Annotated in this window: 20 protein-coding genes and 1 pseudogene; 15 read left to right on the top strand and 6 right to left on the bottom strand. The window is 71.3% G+C overall.

Annotated elements, in window-relative coordinates; translation table 11 throughout:
- Positions 1-95: 95 nt before the first annotated feature.
- Positions 96-1,022 (bottom strand): RNA polymerase sigma factor SigF, encoded by a 927-nt coding sequence (locus ACWCQ1_RS27865; RefSeq protein WP_358592817.1) that lies wholly within the window; start codon positions 1,020-1,022, stop codon positions 96-98.
- A gap of 239 nt (positions 1,023-1,261) precedes the next feature.
- On the opposite strand from ACWCQ1_RS27865, the gene ACWCQ1_RS27860 reads away from it, so the two are divergent.
- The 6 genes from ACWCQ1_RS27860 to ACWCQ1_RS27835 all read left to right on the top strand — a co-directional run bounded on the left by ACWCQ1_RS27860 (position 1,262) and on the right by ACWCQ1_RS27835 (position 6,757).
- On the top strand, positions 1,262-1,639 hold the full coding sequence (locus ACWCQ1_RS27860) for an STAS domain-containing protein (RefSeq protein ID WP_133045966.1): 378 nt from the start codon (positions 1,262-1,264) through the stop codon (positions 1,637-1,639).
- A 226-nt stretch (positions 1,640-1,865) separates the two neighbouring features.
- Positions 1,866-2,417 (top strand): ATP-binding protein, encoded by a 552-nt coding sequence (locus tag ACWCQ1_RS27855; RefSeq protein WP_358592819.1) that lies wholly within the window; start codon positions 1,866-1,868, stop codon positions 2,415-2,417.
- Between the two features lie 392 nt (positions 2,418-2,809).
- A complete protein-coding gene (locus tag ACWCQ1_RS27850) occupies positions 2,810-3,496 on the top strand; it encodes an LPXTG cell wall anchor domain-containing protein (protein WP_207929869.1) in 687 nt (228 codons plus the stop codon).
- A 44-nt stretch (positions 3,497-3,540) separates the two neighbouring features.
- Positions 3,541-4,365: a hypothetical protein gene (locus ACWCQ1_RS27845; protein WP_451027622.1), complete on the top strand. Its 825-nt coding sequence runs from the start codon at positions 3,541-3,543 to the stop codon at positions 4,363-4,365.
- A complete protein-coding gene (locus ACWCQ1_RS27840; protein WP_358592823.1) occupies positions 4,362-5,450 on the top strand; it encodes a hypothetical protein in 1,089 nt (362 codons plus the stop codon). The genes ACWCQ1_RS27845 and ACWCQ1_RS27840 overlap by 4 nt, the downstream gene beginning before the upstream one ends.
- Before the next feature lie 62 nt (positions 5,451-5,512).
- Entirely contained in the window at positions 5,513-6,757 is a 1,245-nt protein-coding gene (locus tag ACWCQ1_RS27835) for a hypothetical protein (protein ID WP_358592924.1), read from the top strand.
- Positions 6,758-6,823: 66 nt separating this feature from the next.
- On the opposite strand, the gene ACWCQ1_RS27830 is transcribed toward ACWCQ1_RS27835, so the two are convergent.
- The gene (locus ACWCQ1_RS27830) at positions 6,824-8,320 is read right to left on the bottom strand and encodes an oligopeptide:H+ symporter (RefSeq protein ID WP_451027621.1); all 1,497 of its coding nucleotides are present in this window, start codon (positions 8,318-8,320) and stop codon (positions 6,824-6,826) included.
- Between the two features lie 293 nt (positions 8,321-8,613).
- Between ACWCQ1_RS27830 and ACWCQ1_RS27825 the strand changes: the two genes are divergently transcribed.
- The 3 genes and pseudogenes from ACWCQ1_RS27825 to ACWCQ1_RS27815 form a co-directional block, all read left to right on the top strand.
- Positions 8,614-9,291, top strand: coding sequence for a response regulator transcription factor (locus tag ACWCQ1_RS27825; RefSeq protein ID WP_207929870.1), 678 nt, complete (start codon positions 8,614-8,616; stop codon positions 9,289-9,291).
- Between the two features lie 97 nt (positions 9,292-9,388).
- Positions 9,389-10,678: an ATP-binding protein gene (locus tag ACWCQ1_RS27820; protein ID WP_133045974.1), complete on the top strand. Its 1,290-nt coding sequence runs from the start codon at positions 9,389-9,391 to the stop codon at positions 10,676-10,678.
- 26 nt (positions 10,679-10,704) lie between these two features.
- Positions 10,705-10,902, top strand: a pseudogene (locus ACWCQ1_RS27815) (membrane dipeptidase); the annotation flags it as partial.
- A 312-nt stretch (positions 10,903-11,214) separates the two neighbouring features.
- Here ACWCQ1_RS27815 and ACWCQ1_RS27810 read toward each other — a convergent pair.
- Entirely contained in the window at positions 11,215-11,718 is a 504-nt protein-coding gene (locus ACWCQ1_RS27810; protein ID WP_133046027.1) for a GtrA family protein, read from the bottom strand.
- Positions 11,719-11,965: 247 nt separating this feature from the next.
- Here ACWCQ1_RS27810 and ACWCQ1_RS27805 point away from each other — a divergent pair, with 247 nt between their 5' ends.
- The 4 genes from ACWCQ1_RS27805 to ACWCQ1_RS27790 all read left to right on the top strand — a co-directional run bounded on the left by ACWCQ1_RS27805 (position 11,966) and on the right by ACWCQ1_RS27790 (position 16,066).
- Positions 11,966-13,105 (top strand): 5-(carboxyamino)imidazole ribonucleotide synthase, encoded by a 1,140-nt coding sequence (locus tag ACWCQ1_RS27805; protein WP_358592828.1) that lies wholly within the window; start codon positions 11,966-11,968, stop codon positions 13,103-13,105.
- Positions 13,102-13,626 carry a 5-(carboxyamino)imidazole ribonucleotide mutase gene (gene purE / locus ACWCQ1_RS27800; RefSeq protein WP_133045976.1) on the top strand — a complete coding sequence of 175 codons (525 nt, stop codon included), beginning with the start codon at positions 13,102-13,104 and terminating at the stop codon, positions 13,624-13,626. The genes ACWCQ1_RS27805 and purE overlap by 4 nt, the downstream gene beginning before the upstream one ends.
- Positions 13,627-13,631: 5 nt before the next feature.
- On the top strand, positions 13,632-14,810 hold the full coding sequence (locus tag ACWCQ1_RS27795) for a dipeptidase (protein WP_451027620.1): 1,179 nt from the start codon (positions 13,632-13,634) through the stop codon (positions 14,808-14,810).
- 140 nt (positions 14,811-14,950) lie between these two features.
- A complete protein-coding gene (locus tag ACWCQ1_RS27790; RefSeq protein ID WP_451027619.1) occupies positions 14,951-16,066 on the top strand; it encodes a dipeptidase in 1,116 nt (371 codons plus the stop codon).
- Positions 16,067-16,081: 15 nt separating this feature from the next.
- Here ACWCQ1_RS27790 and ACWCQ1_RS27785 read toward each other — a convergent pair whose 3' ends face one another.
- Together ACWCQ1_RS27785 and ACWCQ1_RS27780 are read right to left on the bottom strand one after the other, a co-directional pair.
- Positions 16,082-16,465, bottom strand: coding sequence for a VOC family protein (locus tag ACWCQ1_RS27785; protein ID WP_358592927.1), 384 nt, complete (start codon positions 16,463-16,465; stop codon positions 16,082-16,084).
- 48 nt (positions 16,466-16,513) lie between these two features.
- Positions 16,514-16,870 (bottom strand): VOC family protein, encoded by a 357-nt coding sequence (locus tag ACWCQ1_RS27780; protein WP_133045980.1) that lies wholly within the window; start codon positions 16,868-16,870, stop codon positions 16,514-16,516.
- An 80-nt stretch (positions 16,871-16,950) separates the two neighbouring features.
- Here ACWCQ1_RS27780 and ACWCQ1_RS27775 point away from each other — a divergent pair, with 80 nt between their 5' ends.
- Complete coding sequence (locus ACWCQ1_RS27775; protein WP_133045981.1) at positions 16,951-17,451, top strand: CGNR zinc finger domain-containing protein; 501 nt, start codon at positions 16,951-16,953, stop codon at positions 17,449-17,451.
- A 150-nt stretch (positions 17,452-17,601) separates the two neighbouring features.
- On the opposite strand, the gene ACWCQ1_RS27770 is transcribed toward ACWCQ1_RS27775, so the two are convergent.
- A complete protein-coding gene (locus tag ACWCQ1_RS27770; protein WP_358592834.1) occupies positions 17,602-18,945 on the bottom strand; it encodes a UDP-glucose dehydrogenase family protein in 1,344 nt (447 codons plus the stop codon).
- Positions 18,946-19,135: 190 nt separating this feature from the next.
- Between ACWCQ1_RS27770 and ACWCQ1_RS27765 the strand changes: the two genes are divergently transcribed.
- Positions 19,136-20,293 carry an acyl-CoA dehydrogenase gene (locus ACWCQ1_RS27765; protein ID WP_133045983.1) on the top strand — a complete coding sequence of 386 codons (1,158 nt, stop codon included), beginning with the start codon at positions 19,136-19,138 and terminating at the stop codon, positions 20,291-20,293.
- Positions 20,294-20,328: the final 35 nt, after the last annotated feature.

The following is a 20,328-nucleotide window of genomic DNA, read 5'->3' as shown; positions in this document are numbered from 1 at the left end:
GGTAACCGGAGAAACGCCTGGTGCGGCGCACCCGTCGGCGCACCGCACTCACGAAGGCGGCATCACGTCCCTGACCTACCTGTCCTGCGGGACGCTCACTCCTCGATCGTCAGCCCCTTGCGCAACCGCACCAGGGTCCGCGACAGCAGCCGGGACACATGCATCTGCGAGATGCCGAGCTCCTCCCCGATCTCCGACTGGGTCAGGCCGGCCACGAAGCGCAGCGAGAGGATCTGCCGGTCCCGCGCGGGAAGTTCGGCGATCAGCGGCTTGAGCGACTCGACGTACTCGATGCCCTCGATCCCGTGGTCCTCGTAGCCGATCCGGTCGGCGAGCGCGCCCTCGGCGTCGTCCTCCTCCGGCTGGGCGTCCAGCGAGGAGGCGGTGTACGCGTTGGAGGCGGCCATGCCCTCCACGACCTCTTCCCGGGTCAGACCCAGCCGCTCGGCCAGCTCCGCCACGGTGGGCGCCCGGTCCAGCTTCTGGGCCAGCTCGTCACCGGCCTTGGCCAGGTCGAGCCGCAGCTCCTGCAGCCGGCGCGGGACGCGCACGGACCACGAGGTGTCGCGGAAGAAACGCTTGATCTCGCCGACGATGGTTGGCATCGCGAAAGTCGGGAACTCCACGCCGCGTGAGAGTTCGAAGCGGTCGATGGCTTTGATCAGGCCGATGGTGCCGACCTGGATGATGTCCTCCATCGGCTCGCTGCGGGAGCGGAAGCGGGAGGCGGCGAACTTGACGAGCGCGAGATTGAGCTCGACCAGGGTGTTACGGACGTACGAGTATTCGTACGTTCCTTCCTCGAGGGACTCCAGCCGCTCGAAGAGAGTCTTGGACAGGGCTCGCGCGTCGACGGGCCCCACCTCGTCGTAGGGGGGAATCTCCGGAAGACCGGCGAGCAGGTCCTCGCCGCTGTCATCGTGATCGAAGGTCTCGATGGGATCCAGATGTTCCGGAGGGGGTGTCGACGTCGCTTGCTGGGTATGCGATCCGTCGAGCCGGGGTGACATGATGTCCTCCATCGTTCTCGGCATATGGCTGCCGAAGCCAGTCCGTGCACTGCGGTGTGCGGCGCCTCCAAAGCCGGCCGTGTCGGTTACGTATCTCTACTAGCCCTACCCGCTTTACGACGCCCGCCGCAAGTGCGCTACGTGCGGTTATGTCCGTTTGCGGGTGGTTGTTCGGGTGTCGGAGAGTGTGGAGAAGGCGTAGTGTTCGAGGGCGTCAGTCAGCAGCCTCGACGTCGGGAGAGAGAGACGGCATGGACCGCGGGACGGTCGGCAGCGCACAGTCTGGCCGGCTACTGGTGGAGGTCAGGGAAGAGGGCTCCAGTGCCGTCGTGACCCCGGCCGGTGAGTTGGATCACCATACGGCCGATTTGTTGCGTGAGCCGCTCGAGGACTGCCTCGACAAGGGATTCAGCCGGCTGGTCGTGGACTGTTCACGGCTGGAGTTCTGTGACTCCACCGGTCTCAACGTGCTGCTCGGGGCCCGCCTGAAGGCGGAGGCCGCCGGGGGCGGGGTGCACCTGGCCGCGATGCTGCCGGTGGTGGCCCGGGTCTTCGAGATCACCGGGGCGGACGCGGTCTTCAGCGTCCATGACACCCTCGAGGCCGCCCTTTCCGGCGAAGCCGGCTGAGTGGGGCCCGAAACCGGCCGCCCGGCCGGAGGTGTGCCCCGCTCACCCCTGGGTGACCGGCACTTTCCGGGCGTCACGCCTTCCGTGCCGAATCAGGGGGTGTTCTGCCGGTTCGGTCGGGCAGGAGACATCCTGGACCGGTCGGCGCGCACTTCGGCGCGACCGCCCGTGAGCAACGTACAGACTTTTGAATTGTGAACTGGTGAATCGGTGAGGTGAAGCGCTGATGAGCACCACCCGGCCCTACTCGCCGGGCGACCGCGGCCCGGAGCCCAGCGGCGCTTCCGGGACGTCCGGCGGGGACGGGCCGGCGACCGGGGTGTCCGGAGGGGACGCCGCCTCGTCGGCGCCGGCCGCGCCGCCCGGGGGGCGCCAGGTCCGCAGGCTGAACTTCGACGGCGAGAGCGGGGTCGTCCCGCTCGCCCGTGACTTCACCCGCCAGGCGCTGTACGCCTGGGGCTGGCTGCCCGCCGACACGGCCGACCGGCGGGCCGCCGCCGAGGACGTGCTGCTCGTCGTCTCCGAGCTGGTCACCAACGCCTGTCTGCACGCCGAGGGCCCGGACGAGCTGCGCCTTGCCTGCGACAACAAGGTGATCCGGCTGGAGGTCGCGGACAAGGGCACCGGCCAGCCGTCCCCCCGCACCCCGCACCGCGCGGGCCGCCCCGGCGGCCACGGCATGTTCATCGTGCAGCGGCTGTGCCTGGACTGGGGCGTCGTACGGACCCCGGGAGTGGCCGGCAAGACGGTCTGGGCGGAGCTCGCCGCACCCGCGTAATCCTTTGTCACCGGCCGCCCCGGCGCCCCCACCCTCGTCGGCGACGCGCTGACGGACACCAGTAGCGCCCCCCGCGAGCCGAGAGAGCCGCACCCCGCTGTGACGGCGGCCTCGCGCGCCGGTGCGCATCCACTCCCGAGTGCGGGGAGGGAGTGCCCCGCCGGCCGCCCCCGTCACCGGGCCCGAACGAGACCGCCGTGCGTGCCGAGTTGCTCCATCCTGGGGTTACCGAGGGTTAGTCCCCGGGGGGCCTCCTCCACTCGAGCCCCCTTCCGTGTGCGCCGGATCCCCACAACTCCGGCGCGTACCTTCTCTTCCCTCCTCACGAGCCCGGGCGTACCTTGACGGCCCATCTGATGTGCCGTCAGGAACTCGAAGAGGGAGCGGAAACCGTGTCGTACCGGAATCGAACCGCCGCGTTCGCGTCCGTCGCGGCCCTGGCCGGCTCGGCGGTGCTGCTCGCCGCCCCCCTGGCCCGAGCCGAGGTCGTGGACGTCAACTACCAGTGCCAGACGCCGATCGGGCCCAAGAGCGCCGTCTCGCCCATCGACATCAAGAGCGTCAAGAGCGGCAGCGGCTACAAGCTGACCATGTCCTGGCAGAAGGGCGTCTCCTCCAGCCCGGTGGAGCTGGGCAAGGGGGCGGTCAACCCGAGTGCCCTCATCACGGTGGGCGGTGCCGACAGCGGCACCGTGACCGTCACCGGGCCCGCCAACGCGGCCGCCATACCGGCCAACACCCCCATCAAGATCAATGACCTGACGGGGACGTACACGCCGAAGAAGACCGGCAAGGTCACCTTCACCCCGGGCGTGCTCACGATCACGGCCCTGGGCACGAAGACGACCTGCAAGCCGTCCAACAATCCCCAGCCCGCGCTGACCCTCGACGTCACGGCCGCGAGCGGCGGCTCCTCGGGCGGGACCGGCACGACCGGCACGGACTCCGGCGGTTCGCTCCCGCAGACCGGTCCCGACGACTCCGCGATCGCCCTGGGCACCCTCGGCGGCACCGTGCTCCTCGCCGGAGCGGCGGGCGCGCTGTGGATCACCCGGAGGAACCAGACGGCCCGCCGCTGAACCGCCGTACGACCCGCACCGAGTACGACTGCTGGAGCCGCCGGATGTCGTCCGCCGCACGTGCCCTGTTCGTGTCCCTGCTGCTGGTGATGGCCGCCGCGCCCCCGGCCCTCGCCGCCGACGGCTGGTCGCTCGTGCCCACCGGGGGCGGGCGGCCCGCCTTCTACGCCGAGGGCGCCCCCGGGGCCGTGCTGCAGGACACCGTGTCCGTGGTGAACCGGAGCGGGCGGGCGGTCACCGTCCGGCTGAGCGGCACCGGCGCGACGGTCACCTTCGCGGCGAGCCGGGTCAGGGTGCCGGCCCGCACCCGCGCCGACGTGCCCTTCACGGTGAGCGCCCGCGGTGACGGCACCGGCGAGATCGTCGCCCGCGACACCGCCGGCCGCTCCCGCTCCGTTCCGCTGCACCTCCGCGTGGGCGAAGCGGCGCTGTCCGCGCTGACCGTCGAGCACGTCTCGGTGCACCCCGACCGCATCACGTACGACCTGGTCAACCGCGGTACGACCACCCTCGTCCCGCGCCTCGCCGTGCACGCCGACGGAGTCCTCGGCACGGTCCTGGACCGGGCCCCGCGCACCCTGCCGGTACGCCTCGCGCCGGGCCGCCGCCTGCGGCTCAGCGAGCCCTGGCGCGACCGGCCCGCCCTGGACGCGGTGGACGTGCGGCTGACGGTGACCGCGGCGGGCGGCGCGCACGACACGGCGAGCGGGTCGGCGCGGTTCGTGCCCTGGGGCGCGGTGACCGGGACCACGGCGGCGCTGGCGGCGGGCGGCGCGCTGCTTCTCGTACGGCTTCGCAGGCGGCGCACGACCGACCTCGAGCCGGAACCCCCGCGGGCGGAAGTCGAGTTGACGGGAGCGGTGACGTGAACGGCAAGCTGCGGACCACGGCGCTGGTGGCGGTGCTCGCGCTGCTCCTGCTGCCGCTGACGGCGGGCACGGCGACGGCCGACGGCCCCACCGTGAAGGTGTCCACGTCCCAGGCGGGCGCCGGCGGTTCGATCACCGTCAGCGGCAGCGGCTGGCGGCCGCACGCGCTGCTGATGATGCTGGTCTGCGGACAGGCCACGCCCGCGCGGGGCGTCGTCGGCGGCACCAACTCCTGCGCCAACGCCGACGGCAGGGCCGTCACCACCGACGGCAAGGGCGGCTTCAGCAAGAAGATGCCGGTGTCCGAACCGCCGGTGCCGTGCCCGTGCGTGGTGCACGTGGCGACCGTGGAGGGCGCCAAGGCGCAGGCCGACGCGGTCTTCCAGGTGGCCGGGCACGCGGTGGAGCCACTGCCCGCGGAGCAGACCGGCGGCCGTCTGTCGATGCTGACCGACACCCGGCTGGACGGCTCCAGCGGTCTGCTCACCTGGTTCGGCGCGCCGGCCACCCGCACGCTGGTCTTCACCGTCGGCAACGCGGGCACGTCACCGATCAGGAACCCCGTCTTCCAGGTCGGCACCTCGCACGGCGTCTTCGCCCCGCAGTGGGACGACCAGGAATGGCGCGGCACGATCGCCTCCGGCAGGAAGGCGCGGATCGAACTGCCCGTGGAGCTCACCGCCGGCGCGCACGGCGACTACACGGTCTCGCTGAAGTACGAGGGCAAGGTCCTCGCCGAGCAGCCCTGGGGCGTCGGCCGGCCCTGGGGCGTGACCCTGTTCTGGATCCTGGTCTGCCTGGTCGTGCCGGCCGCGGTCTTCCGCGCCGGCATGGCGATCGTGGACCGGGTACGCCCGCGCCGGGCCGGCGGCCTGCGCCACCGAGGCCTGCGGATGCCCGAACTGGCCCTGCGCGTACCGAGGTTCACCGCCCACCGGGCCGCCGGGCCGGAGCCCGCCCCGACTTCGACCCTGCCGTGGTTCACCCCGGACTCCGATCCGGGCACGGCGACCGGTCGGCTCTCCGCACCGCACGACGACAGTCCGACGAGTCCGACGACTCCCACCAGGAAGGGACCCATGTGAGACAGCGAAGGAGAGTCACAGCGGCCGGCAGAGGGAGGCTCGGCGCGGCGGGGGCCGCCCTGGTGCTCGGCGGCGCGGGTGCCCTGCTGGGGCTGGCCGCGGGAACCGCGCAGGCGGCGGAGGTGTCGTACGCGACGCACTGTGTCCCGCCGGCCGGCATCACCCCCGTCGACGGCACCTCGAAGGTCGAGATCACCGCGCCGGCCACGGCCAAGGTGGGTGACACGGTGAACGTGGTGTGGAAGTTCGTCCAGGCGGCCTCGAAGAACCCGAACATCATCGACCTGCCCGCCGACTCCGTGCAGCCGTCGGGTGTGCTGAAGGCGGCCGGCGCGCAGACCGCCGACATCGCCCTGCAGGGGCCGCGGAAGAACCCGGCGATCCCCAAGGGCGGCGACATGGTGCTGTCCGACATGACGGGCTCGCTGAAACTGACCACGGCGGGGGAGGTGACGCTGACGCCGGACGCCTACACGGTCAACGCGATGTCGACGGACACCAAGTGCACGCCGACCGTGACCGTGCCGAAGGCGGCGACCATCGAGGTGTCACCGGGCGACGGCGGCACGTCGAGCACGACACCGTCCCCGACGGACACGGCCTCGCAGTCCTCGTCCCCGTCGGCGTCCCCCTCCGACACGGCGAGCGCCTCGGCCTCACCCAGTGACGGCACCGGCAGCGGCCAGACCGACTTCACCGGCAAGGAGGTCGACATCCCCTACACCTGCCAGTCGCCCCTCGGCACGAAGAAGGCGACCTCGCCGATCCAGATCAACGCCAAGAAGGACGGCGGCAGCTTCGGCCTCACCGTGCAGTTCAAGAAGTCGGTGATGGACAGCCCGGCCGACATCCCCAAGGGCTCGGTCAAGCCGTCGATGGAGGTCGTCCTGGGCGGCGCGGACAAGGGCACCGTGCATGTGGAGGGCCCGACCAACGCCTCCGACATCAAGACCGGCGACCCCATCGAGATCCCCGACCTCACCGGCACCTACAAGCCGGGGGCGAGCGGCTCCTCGACCCTCTCCCCGGGCGTCCTGACCATCAGCGCCCTGGGCACGACGACGACCTGCAAGCCCGACACCACGGCCGTCTCCCTGACCCTGGACACCACCCAGCAGGCCAGCGGCGCCTCGGGCGGCTCCTCCACCTCCGGATCCACCTCGACCGGCGGTTCGTCGGGCGGCGGCCTCGCGGCGACGGGCTCCAGTGACCACGGCGCCCTGAAGGCACTCGGCCTGGTGGCCGGCACGGCGGTCCTGCTGGGAGCCGGCGTCTTCACCTTCATGCCGGGACGGCGGACCAGGTGACCCTGTGGAACGGAAGGGCCCTGCGCACCTCGACGAGGTGCGCAGGGCCCTTGGCCGGGACGACGGTCAGCGCACGTCGCCCATGAGTTCGCGGACCTTCCGGCGGTACATCCACACCGCCCCACCGGCGATGACCGCGAGCACGGCCTCCAGCGCCACGATCCCCGTCTTGTTGAGGTCGACCCCGGCGATGGACAGCAGACCGGTCGTCGCGTCACCCGCGGTGACCGCCAGGAACCACACACCCATCATCTGCGAGGCGTACTTCGCCGGCGCCATCTTCGTCGTCACCGACAGGCCCACCGGCGACAGCGTCAGCTCACCGACGGTCTGCACGAAGTAGATGCCGACCAGCCACAGCGCGGCCGCCTTGTGACCGCCGTCGGCGATCGCCAGCGGCGCCAGGAACAGGAAGAACGACGCCCCGATCAGCACCAGGCCCATCGCGAACTTCACCGCGGTGCTCGGCTCCTTGCCGCGCCGGGCGAGCGCCAGCCACGCCCAGGCGAAGACCGGCGCGAGCGCCATGATCATGACGGGGTTGACCGACTGGTACCAGGAGACCGGGAACTCCCAGCCGAGGACCGTGTTCTTCGCGGACGCCTCGGCGAACAGCGAGACCGTCGAGCCACCCTGGTCGTAGATCATCCAGAAGACGGCGGCGGCGACGAAGAACCAGATGTAGGCGCTCATCTTCGACTGCTCGGTCCGGTCCAACTCGCGGTCCCGCTTGATCCGGGCGATGACCATCACCGGGATGATCAGACCGGCGAGCGTGATCGGCACCAGCAGCCAGTTGAGCGTGTAGTGACCGGAGAAGCCGACGACCGCGTAGAAGACGACCGCCACGGCCGCCCACAGCGCCGACTTGCGCAGCGTGGCCGCCTTCTCGGCGGCGGACATCGGGGTGGGCACGACGTCCGAGCGGGCGTCCAGGTGCCGGCTGCCGAGCAGGAACTGGGCCAGACCCAGCGCCATGCCGAGCGCGGCCAGCGCGAAGCCCAGGTGCCAGTCGACGTTCTCGCCGACGGTGCCGATGACCAGCGGCGCGGCGAAGGCGCCCAGGTTGATGCCGATGTAGAAGACCGTGAAGCCACCGTCGCGGCGCGGGTCCTCCGGGCCGTCGTAGAGGTGGCCGACCATCGTGGAGATGTTGGCCTTCAGCAGACCGGAGCCGATCGCGACGAGACCGAGGCCCGCGTAGAAGGTGCCGGCGTTCGGCAGGGCCAGGGTGAGATGGCCGAGCATGATGACCGCGCCCGCCACGGCGACCGTCTTGCGGGGACCGAGGACCCGGTCCGCGAACCAGCCGCCCGGCAGGGCGAGCAGGTACACGAGCGACAGGTACACCGAGTAGATCGCGGTCGCGGTGGCCGCGCTCAGGTGCAGGCCGCCCGGGGCGACCAGGTACAGCGGGAGCAGGGCCTTCATGCCGTAGTAGGAGAATCGCTCCCACATCTCGGTCATGAAGAGGGTGGCCAGACCGCGGGGGTGGCCGAAGAAGGTCTTCCCGGAGCCGGGGGTGCCCGGGCGGACCGAGTCCTTCGTCAGGCTGGACGCCATGGTTGATCCTTGCTGGTGGGGGTTTACCGCACACAAAGAGGACCTTCGGCGTCAAGTGCGCCAAAGGTCCCCGCAGTGCTACAGGCGTTCTTTCACCATACGGCAGGACACTGCCGGATATGGAAGGACTTGAGACAGGGATCACAGGTGATCGAGGAACCGTACACCCTCTTTCCAAGGTCCTACGGTTCTCGCACCGTGCAGTCACAGGTTCGCCTCGAAGCGGTCAAAGGTAAGAAGCACGCGTGCCGATCACACCTCAGCACAGGTCAGGAGCGGACTACCATCAGCTCATGACCCGTGTACTGCTCGCCGAGGACGACGCGTCCATCTCGGAGCCGCTGGCCCGCGCCCTGCGCCGGGAAGGTTACGAGGTCGAGGTCCGCGAGGACGGCCCGACGGCACTGGACGCCGGAATGCAGGGCGGCTGCGACCTCGTCGTGCTGGACCTCGGGCTGCCCGGCATGGACGGCCTCGAGGTCGCCCGCCGGCTGCGCGCCGAAGGCCACACCGTGCCGATCCTCATCCTGACCGCGCGGGCCGACGAGGTGGACACCGTCGTCGGCCTCGACGCGGGCGCCGACGACTACGTCACCAAGCCCTTCCGGCTCGCCGAGCTGCTCGCCCGGGTGCGGGCCCTGCTGCGGCGCGGCGCGGCCGAGCCGGCGCAGCCGCCCGCCACGCACGGGGTGCGGATCGACGTCGAGTCGCACCGGGCCTGGATGGGCGAGGAGGAACTCCAGCTCACCGCCAAGGAGTTCGACCTGCTGCGGGTGCTCGTACGGGACGCGGGCCGGGTCGTCACCCGCGACCAGCTGATGCGCGAGGTCTGGGACACCACCTGGTGGTCGTCGACGAAGACGCTCGACATGCACATCTCCTGGCTGCGCAAGAAGCTCGGCGACGACGCGGCGAACCCGCGGTACATCGCCACGGTGCGGGGTGTCGGCTTCCGCTTCGAGAAGAGCTAGGAACTCGAGTCGAGCCGGGAAGAGCTGGCGGGACTACGCGCGTCGCAGGCGCCCCGAGGCACACTGGTCCGCATAAAACCGCTGCCCGGAGGGCCCCGTGCGTCGTCGTCTGATTCAGTCCACCCTCGCTGTCGTGCTGGTGGTCATCGCCGTCTTCGGGGTCTCCCTGGTGATCGTCGAGACGCGGACCATCAGCAGCAGCGCCCAGGAACGGGTGAGTTCCGAGGCGCAGCGGCTGGCCAGCATCGTGGACAGCCGGCTGAGCGGGGCCGGGCCCGGGGCCGGGACCGTCAGCCCGGGTGTGCTCAAGAGCCAGGTCACCGGCGAGCGGTACGCCATCGTGCACATCCCGGGGCAGCCCGCCTTCACTCTCGGCACCAAGCCCGAGGGCGAGGTCATCCGCGGGCACGCCAAGGGCGAGGAGGGCGAGACGGTCGTCATCGAGGAGCCCCGCTCGACCGTCAGCCGCGAGGTCGGCCGGACCCTGCTGATCATCGGGCTGGTCGCGCTGCTCGCGGTCGTGGCCGCCGTGCTGCTCGCCATCCGGCAGGCCAACCGGCTCGCCTCCCCGCTCACCGACCTCGCCGAGACCGCGGAACGGCTCGGATCCGGCGACCCGCGGCCCCGCCACAAGCGGTACGGCGTCCCCGAGCTGGACCGGGTCGCCGATGTGCTGGACTCCTCCGCCGAGCGCATCGCCCGGATGCTCACCGCCGAGCGGCGGCTGGCCGCCGACGCCTCCCATCAGCTCCGTACGCCGCTGACCGCGCTGTCGATGCGGCTGGAGGAGATCACCCTCACGGATGACCCGGACACCGTGAAGGAGGAGGCCAATGTGGCGCTCACCCAGGTGGAGCGGCTGACGGACGTGGTGGAACGTCTCCTCACCAACTCCCGTGACCCGCGCGCCGGCAACGCCGTCTCCTTCGACCTCGACGAGGTCATCCAACAGCAGCTCGCCGAGTGGCGGCCGGCCTACCGCAGCGCGGGGCGGGCCATCGTCAGCTCCGGCAAGCGGCATCTGCAGGCCGTGGGCACGCCGGGCGCCGTCGCCCAGGTGCTGGCGGCGCTGATCGAGAACTCGCTCATGCACGGCGGCGGCACGGTGGCGCTGCGCACCCGCGTCACCGGCAACCAGGCCGTCGTGGAGGTCACCGACGAGGGCCCCGGCGTGCCGGCCGACCTCGGGGCGCGGATCTTCGAGCGCACCATCAGCGGCCGCAACTCCACCGGCATCGGACTCGCGGTGGCCCGCGACCTGGCGGAGGCGGACGGCGGCCGCCTGGAGATGCTCCAGACCAAGCCCCCGGTATTCGGCCTGTTCCTCTCCCGCACCCCCCCACTGAAGCGCCCCCATCCAGCAGACGAGGAGCCGACGGTCAGGTGAACGGGGGCTCGGGCGGGCCGGGAGCCAAGGGCCTGCGCCTGGCGTACGCCGCGGGGCAGGTCACCGACGCCCGCAACTGCGGCCGCGTCGCGGTCCTGCTGTGCCCCGCCGGGGCGGCGGCCCTCGGCGACTCCCTCGGCATCCTGCGCTCCCTGCATGCCCTCGGCCTGCGTGCGCTCACCCTGTCCGGCGCCAGCTGGGCGAGCGGGGCCGGGCTGACCCGTGCCGAATGGGGCGCGTGTCGGGCGGCCCGGGCGTCAGATGAGCCGGGTTTCGGGCGCATCAGGTGCGGGTCGGGTGGGCGGGCACAGGCGGGCGGGCTGCCCGGAGCCAAATGGGCCGGGCGCCGGGTGGCTGGGCGCCGGGTGGCTGGACGCCGACCGGGCCGGGCTTCGGACGGGGGCTTGGGCGGGTGCGCTGCCTGGTGCCGAATGGGCCGGGCACCAGGCGTGCGGGGTGCCGGGGGCCGGAATGGGCCGGGCATCGGGTGGGCGCAGTGCCGGGCGGAAAGGCAGGGTGCTGATCGGCGTCGGGGTTCAGCTGACGTGTTGTTCTGTCTTTGGGGTCAGTGAGCGCTTCATTGCCTCGGCCTCCAGCAGGGCCTCCGCGTCCGCGACCGGCAGGGCCTTGAAGACCCAGGTGCGGTAGGACCAGAAGCGGAACAGCGTGCCCAGGCCGATGCCGACGACCTTGAAGATGTTGCGCTGCAGCGAGCTGTCCCAGCCGAAGCCGTAGATCGCGGCGTACAGCACACCGTTCTCGATCACGAGGCCGACCAGGCTGAAGACCAGGAACAGCGTGAGTTCCTTGGTCCGGGCGCCCTTGTCGCGGTCACGGTAGGTGAAGTACCGGAAGCCCAGATAGTTGACGCCGATGGCGACCACCGTGGCGATCACGTTCGCGCGCACCGCCTGCAGCGTGGTCAGATGCCACAGCAGGTTGGAGACGCCGAAGTTCACGACGGTACCGAGGGCACCCACCGCACCGAACTTGGCGATCTCCTGTACGAGCCTTCGCAGCCCTGAGGAACCTTGTCCCATGGTCCTGAAGGCCCCCATCCGGGTCGTTGCGTCGTCGTTCTCGGCGTTCTCGGAGTTCTGCGGCTGTTCTCGCCAACTCAAGCCATGCTAACCACCCAGCCTCTCAATCTCCCGTGGATGAGTTCACGGGTCGGAAACAGCTTGGGAAGAGCGCGGGAAGAGGATGAAAAGTCCGGGAAGAGCCCGGTAAGAGGGCAAGATTTCGACCGGAAATCGGTCGCGCCCGCACGGCCGATACCCTAGGGGCGTGACGTTCCCGGTAGTCGGCATGGTCGGCGGGGGCCAGCTCGCGCGTATGACGCACGAGGCGGGCATCCCGCTGGGCATCAGGTTCAAGCTCCTCAGTGACACCCCTCAGGATTCCGCGGCGCAGGTCGTCGGCGATGTCGTCGTGGGCGACTATCGCGACCTCGAAACGCTCCGCGCCTTCGCGCAGGGCTGCGACGTGATCACCTTCGATCACGAACACGTACCCACCGAGCACCTCCGGGCCCTGGAGGCGGACGGCATCCCCGTGCGCCCCGGCCCCGACGCGCTGGTGCACGCCCAGGACAAGGGCGTGATGCGCGCACGGCTGGACGCGCTCGGCATCCCCTGCCCCCGGCACCGGATCGTGAGCGACCCGGCCGACGTGGCGGCCTTCGCGGCGGAGGGCGACGGATTCCCCGTCGTGCTCAAGACCGTCCGCGGCGGCTACGACGGCAAGGGCGTGTGGGTCGTGGACAGCGCGGAGGAGGCCGAGGACCCCTTCCGCGCGGGCGTCCCGGTCCTCGCCGAGGAGAAGGTCGACTACGTCCGCGAGCTCGCCGCGAACGTCGTCCGCTCCCCGCACGGCCAGGCGGTCGCCTACCCCGTCGTGGAGTCCCAGCAGGTCAACGGTGTGTGCGACACGGTCATCGCCCCGGCCCCCGGCCTGGAGGAGACCCTGGCCCTGCGGGCCGAGGAGATGGCGCTGACCATCGCCAAGGAGCTGGGTGTCGTCGGCCACCTCGCCGTCGAGCTGTTCCAGACCCGCGACGGCCGCATCCTCGTCAACGAACTGGCCATGCGCCCCCACAACTCGGGCCACTGGTCCCAGGACGGCGCGATCACCTCCCAGTTCGCCAACCACGTCCGCGCCGTCCTCGACCTCCCCCTCGGCGACCCGCGCCCCCGCGCGAAGTGGACGGTCATGGTCAACGTGCTCGGCGGCGACTACCCGGACATGTACTCCGCGTACCTGCACTGCATGGCCCGCGACCCCCAGCTGAAGATCCACATGTACGGCAAGGACGTGAAGCCCGGCCGCAAGGTCGGTCACGTCAACACCTACGGCGACGACCTGGACGACGTCCTCGAACGCGCACGTCACGCAGCCGGTTACCTGAGAGGCACGATCACCGAATGAGCCCCGTTGTAGGCATCGTCATGGGGTCGGACAGCGACTGGCCCGTCATGGAGGCCGCCGCCAAGGCACTCGACGAGTTCGAGATCGAGTACGAGGTCGACGTCGTCTCCGCGCACCGGATGCCGCGCGAGATGGTCACCTACGGCGAGCAGGCGGCCGAGCGGGGGCTGAAGGTGATCATCGCGGGTGCCGGCGGCGCCGCCCATCTGCCCGGCATGCTCGCCTCCGTCACCCCGCTCCCGGTGATCGGCGTCCCCGTGCCGCTGAAGTACCTGGACGGCATGGACTCCCTGCTCTCCATCGTGCAGATGCCGGCCGGCGTCCCGGTGGCCACGGTGTCCGTCGCCGGGGCCCGCAACGCCGGTCTGCTGGCGGCCAGGATCCTCGCCGCGCACGACGAGGACCTGCTGCAGCGGATGCGGGACTTCCAGCAGGATCTCAACGACCAGGCCACCGAGAAGGGCAAGCGGCTGCGCGCCAAGGCCGAGGGCAACGGCGGCGGCTTCGGCTTCGGGAAGTGACGTCCGTGAGCTTCCTGAACGAGGCCCGGGAACTCCTGCGCGAGTTCCCGGTCGTCGACGGCCACAACGACCTGCCCTACGCGCTGCGCGAGCAGGTCCGCTACGACCTCGCCGCCCGCGACATCGCCGTACACCAGAACGCGCACCTGCACACCGACCTCCCGCGGCTGCGCGAGGGCGGGGTCGGGGCGCAGTACTGGTCGGTGTACGTGCGCTCGGACCTGCCGGACGCGGTGCCCGCGACGCTGGAGCAGATCGACTGCGTACGGCAGCTGCTGGCGCGGTATCCGGCGGACCTGGCGCCCGCGCTGACGGCCGAGGACATGGAGGCGGCGCGGGCCGAGGGCCGTATCGCCTCCCTGATGGGCGCCGAGGGCGGGCACTCGATCGCCAACTCGCTCGGCACCCTGCGCGGGCTGTACGCGTTGGGCGTCCGCTACATGACGCTCACCCACAACGACAACAACGACTGGGCGGACTCGGCGACCGACGAGCCCAGGGCCGGTGGCCTGACCGCCTTCGGCCGCGCGGTCGTGCGGGAGATGAACCGGCTCGGCATGCTCGTCGACCTCTCGCACGTGGCGGCGACGACCATGCGGGACGCGCTGGACGCCACCAGCGCGCCGGTGATCTTCTCGCACTCCTCGTCCCGGGCCGTCTGCGACCACCCCCGCAACATCCCGGACGACGTCCTAGAACGCCTCCCGGGCAACGGGGGCGTGGCGATGGTGACGTTCGTGCCGAAGTTCGTGCTGCAGGCGGCCGTGGACTGGACGGCCGCGGCCGACGAGAACCTGCGCTCCCACGGCTTCCACCACCTCGACACCGGCGAGGAGGCGATGAAGCTGCACCGCGCCTTCGAGGAGCGCAACCCGCGCCCGGTCGCCACCGTGGCGACCGTCGCCGACCATCTCGACCACATGCGTGAGGTCGCCGGCATCGACCACCTCGGCATCGGCGGCGACTACGACGGCACGGCCTTCACCCCCGACGGCCTGAACGACGTCTCCGGTTACCCGAACCTCGTCGCGGAACTGCTGGCGCGAGGGTGGTCGTCCTCGGATCTCGCCAAGCTGACCTGGCAGAACGCGGTACGGGTGCTGGGCGCGGCGGAGGACGTGGCCCGCGGTCTGCAGGCGACGCGGGGGCCGTCGAACGCCACGATCGAGGAGCTGGACGGCTGACCGGGCGGGCCGCCGGGGATCGCTGAACCGGCGGACCCCCGAACGCCCCACCCACCAGGAAGCCTTCCGGGCTCCGTGCGACGGTGACCGTATCCCTCGGGGACGACTGGGGACGACGATCACGACGTACGGAGCCCGCCATGGCAGACCTCCAGGACGAACTGCACGCCGCCGCCGAGGTCGGCACGCTCGACGGGCTGCCGGACACCTTCGCGGCCGAGCCCTACACGCCCGTCTCCGACCCCGACGACGCGCCGTTGGAGCGCGCCCACGCCATCCTCGCCGCCCATCCCGTCGCCGACGGCTACAGCGGGCTGCCCTGGGCCCTCAGACATCTGCCCTGGTACGACCTGGAGCTCGGCGAGAGCTCCGTCGACACGGACGTGCCCCGGATGCGGGAGGGACACGTCGGCGCCCTGTTCTGGTCGCTGCACCTGCCGGAGGGCCTCGCCGGGGACCGGGCCGTGGGGGCGACCCTGGAGCAGCTGGACCTGGTGAAGACCGTGGTGCTCGCCCACCCCGAGGGCCTGCGCCTGGCGTACGCCGCGGGGCAGGTCACCGACGCCCGCAACTGCGGCCGTGTCGCGGTCCTGCTGGGCCCCGCCGGGGCGGCGGCCCTCGGCGACTCCCTCGGCATCCTGCGCTCCCTGCACGCCCTCGGCCTGCGCGCGCTCACCCTGTCCGGCGCCAGCTGGGCGAGCGGGGCCGGGCTGACCCGCTTCGGCGAGGAGGTCGTGCGGGAGATGAACCGGCTCGGCGTCCTCGCCGACCTCTCCGGCGCCTCCGCCGACACCATCCGCCGGGTCTTCGCGGTCTCCAAGGCGCCGGTCGTCTTCACCCGCTCCGCCGCCCGCGCCCTGCGCCCCCACCCCGCGAACCTCCCCGACGACCTGCTCGCCGAGCTGGGCGCGGTCAAGGGCCTGTGCATGGTGCCGCTGACGGCCGAGCAGACCGGCCCGTTCGTCCGGGACGTCGCCGACCATCTCGACCACGTCCGCGAGGTCGCGGGCCCGGAGTGCGTCGCCCTGTCCGGCACCTACGACGCCGGCACCGCGCACCCGCAGGACCTCGGCGACGCCTCCTGCTACCCGCACCTCGTCGCCGAACTCCTGCACCGCGGCTGGTCCGAGCCCGATCTGGCCCTGCTGACCTGGGGCAACGCCCAGCGGCTCCTGCGTAGCGCCGACTTCACGGCCCGCGCCGCCCAGCAGCGCCGCGAGCCGTCGACGGCGAAGATCGCCGACTTGGACGGATAGCCGTCCCGTGCGGGCCTACGGGTGCTCGATCCGGCAGAGGCAGAAAGGATGCCCCGCCGGGTCGGCGTACACCTGGAAGTCCTTCTTCTCCCGGTCCTCCAGATCCAGCGGCCGCGCCCCCAGCGCCCGCACCTTCTCGTGCGCCGCGTCGATCTCCTCCCACGTCGACCCGGCGTCGAAGTCGAGGTGGAACTGCTGCGAGTTGCGGTCCGCGCGCGGCCACTCGGGCGGGGTGAGCCCCTCCGCCCGCTGGAAGGCGAGCCGCGGCCCGTCCGGGACCTGGAGGACGACCCACTCGTCGTCCTCCGACTGGGGGGTGCCGCCGACGACCTGGGCGTAGAAGTCGGCGAGCGCGCGCGGGTCGGGGCAGTCGAGCACTACGGAACGCAAGCGGGCCACGGTCACGACGGTTCCTCCTGGTTCGGCACGGAGTTCAGCGGGCTGAGTTCAGCAGGCACAGAGGCAGAACGGGTGCCCGGCCGGGTCGGCGTAAACCCGGAAGCTGCTGCCGCCCTCCTCGGCCAGCGGCTTCGCCCCCAGCGCCAGCACCCCCTGCTCGGCACGGTCGAGATCGTCGACGACCAGGTCCAGATGGAACTGCTGCGAGTGCTCGGGCGAGGGCCACTTGGGCGGTACGAATCCCTCGGCGGCCTGGAAGGCCAGCGACTGACCGCCGGGCACCTTCAGGTCCACCCACTCTCCTTCTCCCTCGACCGTGCCGCCCAGGAGCTCGGCGTAGAACCCGGCGAGCGCGCGCGGATCGGGACAGTCCAGGACGACGGCGCCCAGCTTGGCGAGAGCCATGACTTCCTCCGGTTACCTGTAGAAGGCTTCATCCAGTAACGGTTACTGCATGCTGCCGCATTGGCGGTAACGTCGCAAGGGTGAGTGACAGATCGGCCGCACCGGGAAGCCTGGCCCTGGTGGAGGCCCTGGTGAACACGCTGGACATCGAGTCGGGGGCGGACGCGCTCGACACGGTGGACGGCCGCGCGCCGTTCGGCCTGACCCCGGACGAGGTCCCCGCCGCGCGCGAACTGCGCGAGTCCCTGCGCGCCACGCTGCTCGCCCACGCCGGTCACCCGCCGCACGCGCCGGTCACACCCCTGGACGACCTGCTGGCGTCCGCGCCGCTGCGGGTGAGGGTCGACCCGGCGGACGGTACCGCCGCCCTCGCCCCCGCCGACGCCGGCCCGCTCCGCTCCCGGGTCGCCGCCGCCGTCGCCCAGTCCCTCGTCGACGGCACCTGGACCCGACTCAAGGCCTGCGAGAGCGAGACCTGCCACTGGGCGTACTACGACCGCAGCCCGGCCGGGCGCGGCCGCTGGTGCTCGATGCAGGTGTGCGGGGCGCGGGCGAAGATGCGGCGGTACCGCGCCAAGTAGTCCCGCACCCATTCCACGGCCGCCGCACAGGCCGGTGGTGCAGAATGCAACAAGACGCCGGTTCGGCCGACTGAGCCTCGGCCGAACCGGCGTCGCCTTCTGATTGCTCGTTCGCCTCCGGGGCGCTTTCAGCCGTGCCCCTGCGCGCCTCTACGCCGTGGGGCGCCCCATGGCCCGGTACGTCCAGCCGGCCTTCCGCCACAGTGCCGGGTCCAGGGCGTTGCGGCCGTCCAGCACGACCCGCGCGGCCACGACCTCGCCGAGCGCCGCCGGGTCCAGCTCGCGGAACTCCCGCCACTCCGTCAGATGCAGGACCACGTCGGCACCGCGCACCGCGTCCAGCGCCGTGTCCGCGTAGCCGAGGGTGGGGAAGACCCTGCGGGCGTTGTCCATGCCCTTCGGGTCGTACACCGTGACCTGGCCGCCCTGCAGATGGATCTGGCCGGCCACGTTCAGCGCGGGGGAGTCGCGCACGTCGTCCGAGTCGGGCTTGAAGGTCGCGCCGAGCACCGCGACCCGCTTGCCCAGGAACGGGCCGCCGCCCAGCACCTGCCGGGCCAGCTCCACCATCTGCCCGCGCTGCCGCATGTTGATCGAGTCGATCTCGCGCAGGAAGGTCAGCGCCTGGTCGGCGCCCAGTTCACCCGCCCGCGCCATGAACGCCCGGATGTCCTTGGGCAGGCAGCCGCCGCCGAAGCCGATACCGGCCCGCAGGAACTTCCGGCCGATCCGGTCGTCGTACCCGATCGCCTCGGCGAGCTTGGCGACGTCTCCGCCGGAGGCCTCGCACATCTCGGCCATCGCGTTGATGAAGGAGATCTTGGTGGCCAGGAAGGAGTTCGCGGAGGTCTTCACCAGCTCCGCCGTCGGATAGTCCGTCACCACGAACGGCGTGCCCTCGGCGAGCGGGGTCGCGTACACCTCCCGCAGCAGCTTCTCGGCCCGCTCGCTGCGCACGCCGACGACGATCCGGTCGGGGTGCAGGGTGTCGTCCACCGCGAAGCCCTCCCGCAGGAACTCCGGGTTCCATGCGAGCTCGGCGTTCTCGCCGGCGGGGGCGTTCTCGGTGAGGAAGCGGGCGAGCCGCTCCGCCGACCCGACGGGCACGGTCGACTTGCCGACGACCAGGGCGGGCCGGGTCAGATGCGGGGCGAGGGAGGCGAAGGCGGACTCGACGTACGACATGTCCGCCGCGTACTCGCCGTGCCGCTGCGGGGTGTTGATGCACAGGAAGTGCACGTCGCCGAAGGCCCCCACCTCGGCCCAGTCCATCGTGAAGCGCAGCCGCCCCGTCGATCCCTCGATCCCGGCGACATGGCGGCGCAGCAGCTCCTCCAGCCCCGGCTCGTACATCGGGGCCTCGGCGCGCTCCAGCTTCTCGATCTTCTCGGGCACGACGTCAAGGCCCAGCACCTCGAACCCCAGCTCGGCCATGGCCGCGGCGTGGGTGGCGCCGAGGTAGCCGGTGCCGATCACGGTGATCTTGAGGCTCATGGGGGCTCCAGTGGGGACGTGGTTCGCTGCGCTGCCCGAGCATATCCGGGGCATGCCACAGGCCTTCAGCGGGCAACTTTCCCGCTGTCGCCAAGCTCACGTATCACTCCCGTGGGCCGCCCCCTAAAATTTGAGTTACTTAACGGTAATTAGCGTCGGCAAGCGCAGTTTCTTTGGAGCGTGAGACACCTTGGCCGGATCGGCTGACTTCGACCTGTACCGCCCGTCCGAGGAGCACGACATGCTCCGTGACGCCGTCCGCTCCCTGGCCGAGGCGAAGATCGCGCCGTACGCCGCCGCGGTGGACGAGGAGGCCCGCTTCCCGCGCGAGGCCCTCGAGGCCCTGGTCGCGAACGACCTGCACGCCGTGCACGTACCCGAGGAGTACGGCGGCGCGGGCGCGGACGCGCTGGCCACGGTCATCGTGATCGAGGAGGTGGCCCGCGTCTGCGCCTCCTCCTCCCTGATCCCGGCCGTGAACAAGCTGGGCTCCCTGCCCGTCATCCTCTCCGGCTCCGAGGAGCTGAAGAAGAAGTACATGACCCCGCTCGCCAAGGGCGACGGCATGTTCTCCTACTGCCTCTCCGAGCCGGACGCGGGCTCCGACGCGGCCGGCATGAAGACGAAGGCCGTGCGTGACGGCGACCACTACGTCCTCAACGGCGTCAAGCGCTGGATCACCAACGCCGGCGAGTCCGAGTACTACACGGTGATGGCTGTGACGGACCCCGAGAAGCGCTCCAAGGGCATCTCGGCCTTCGTCGTCGAGAAGTCGGACGAGGGCGTCTCCTTCGGCGCCCCGGAGAAGAAGCTCGGCATCAAGGGCTCCCCGACTCGCGAGGTCTACCTCGACAACGTCCGCATCCCCGCGGACCGCATGATCGGCGACGAGGGCACCGGCTTCGCCACGGCGATGAAGACGCTGGACCACACCCGTATCACCATCGCCGCCCAGGCCCTCGGCATCGCCCAGGGCGCCCTCGACTACGCCAAGGGCTACGTCCAGGAGCGCAAGCAGTTCGGCAAGCCGATCGCCGACTTCCAGGGCATCCAGTTCATGCTCGCCGACATGGCCATGAAGATCTCGGCGGCCCGCGCCCTCACCTACCAGGCCGCGGCCGCCTCGCAGCGCGTCGACCGCGACCTGACCTTCCAGGGCGCCGCCGCGAAGTGCTTCGCCTCGGACGTGGCGATGGAGGTCACCACGGACGCCGTCCAACTGCTCGGCGGGTACGGCTACACCCGCGACTACCCGGTCGAGCGCATGATGCGCGACGCGAAGATCACGCAGATCTACGAGGGCACGAACCAGGTCCAGCGGATCGTCATGGCCCGCAACCTGCCGTAACACCCACACCCCACGGCCCCCGGCGTCCTGCCGGG

The sequence above is a fragment of the Streptomyces sp. NPDC002144 genome, assembly GCF_053593695.1.
Note: the sequence above shows the minus strand (reverse complement) of the source record. Positions and strands in the feature narration are given on the sequence as shown.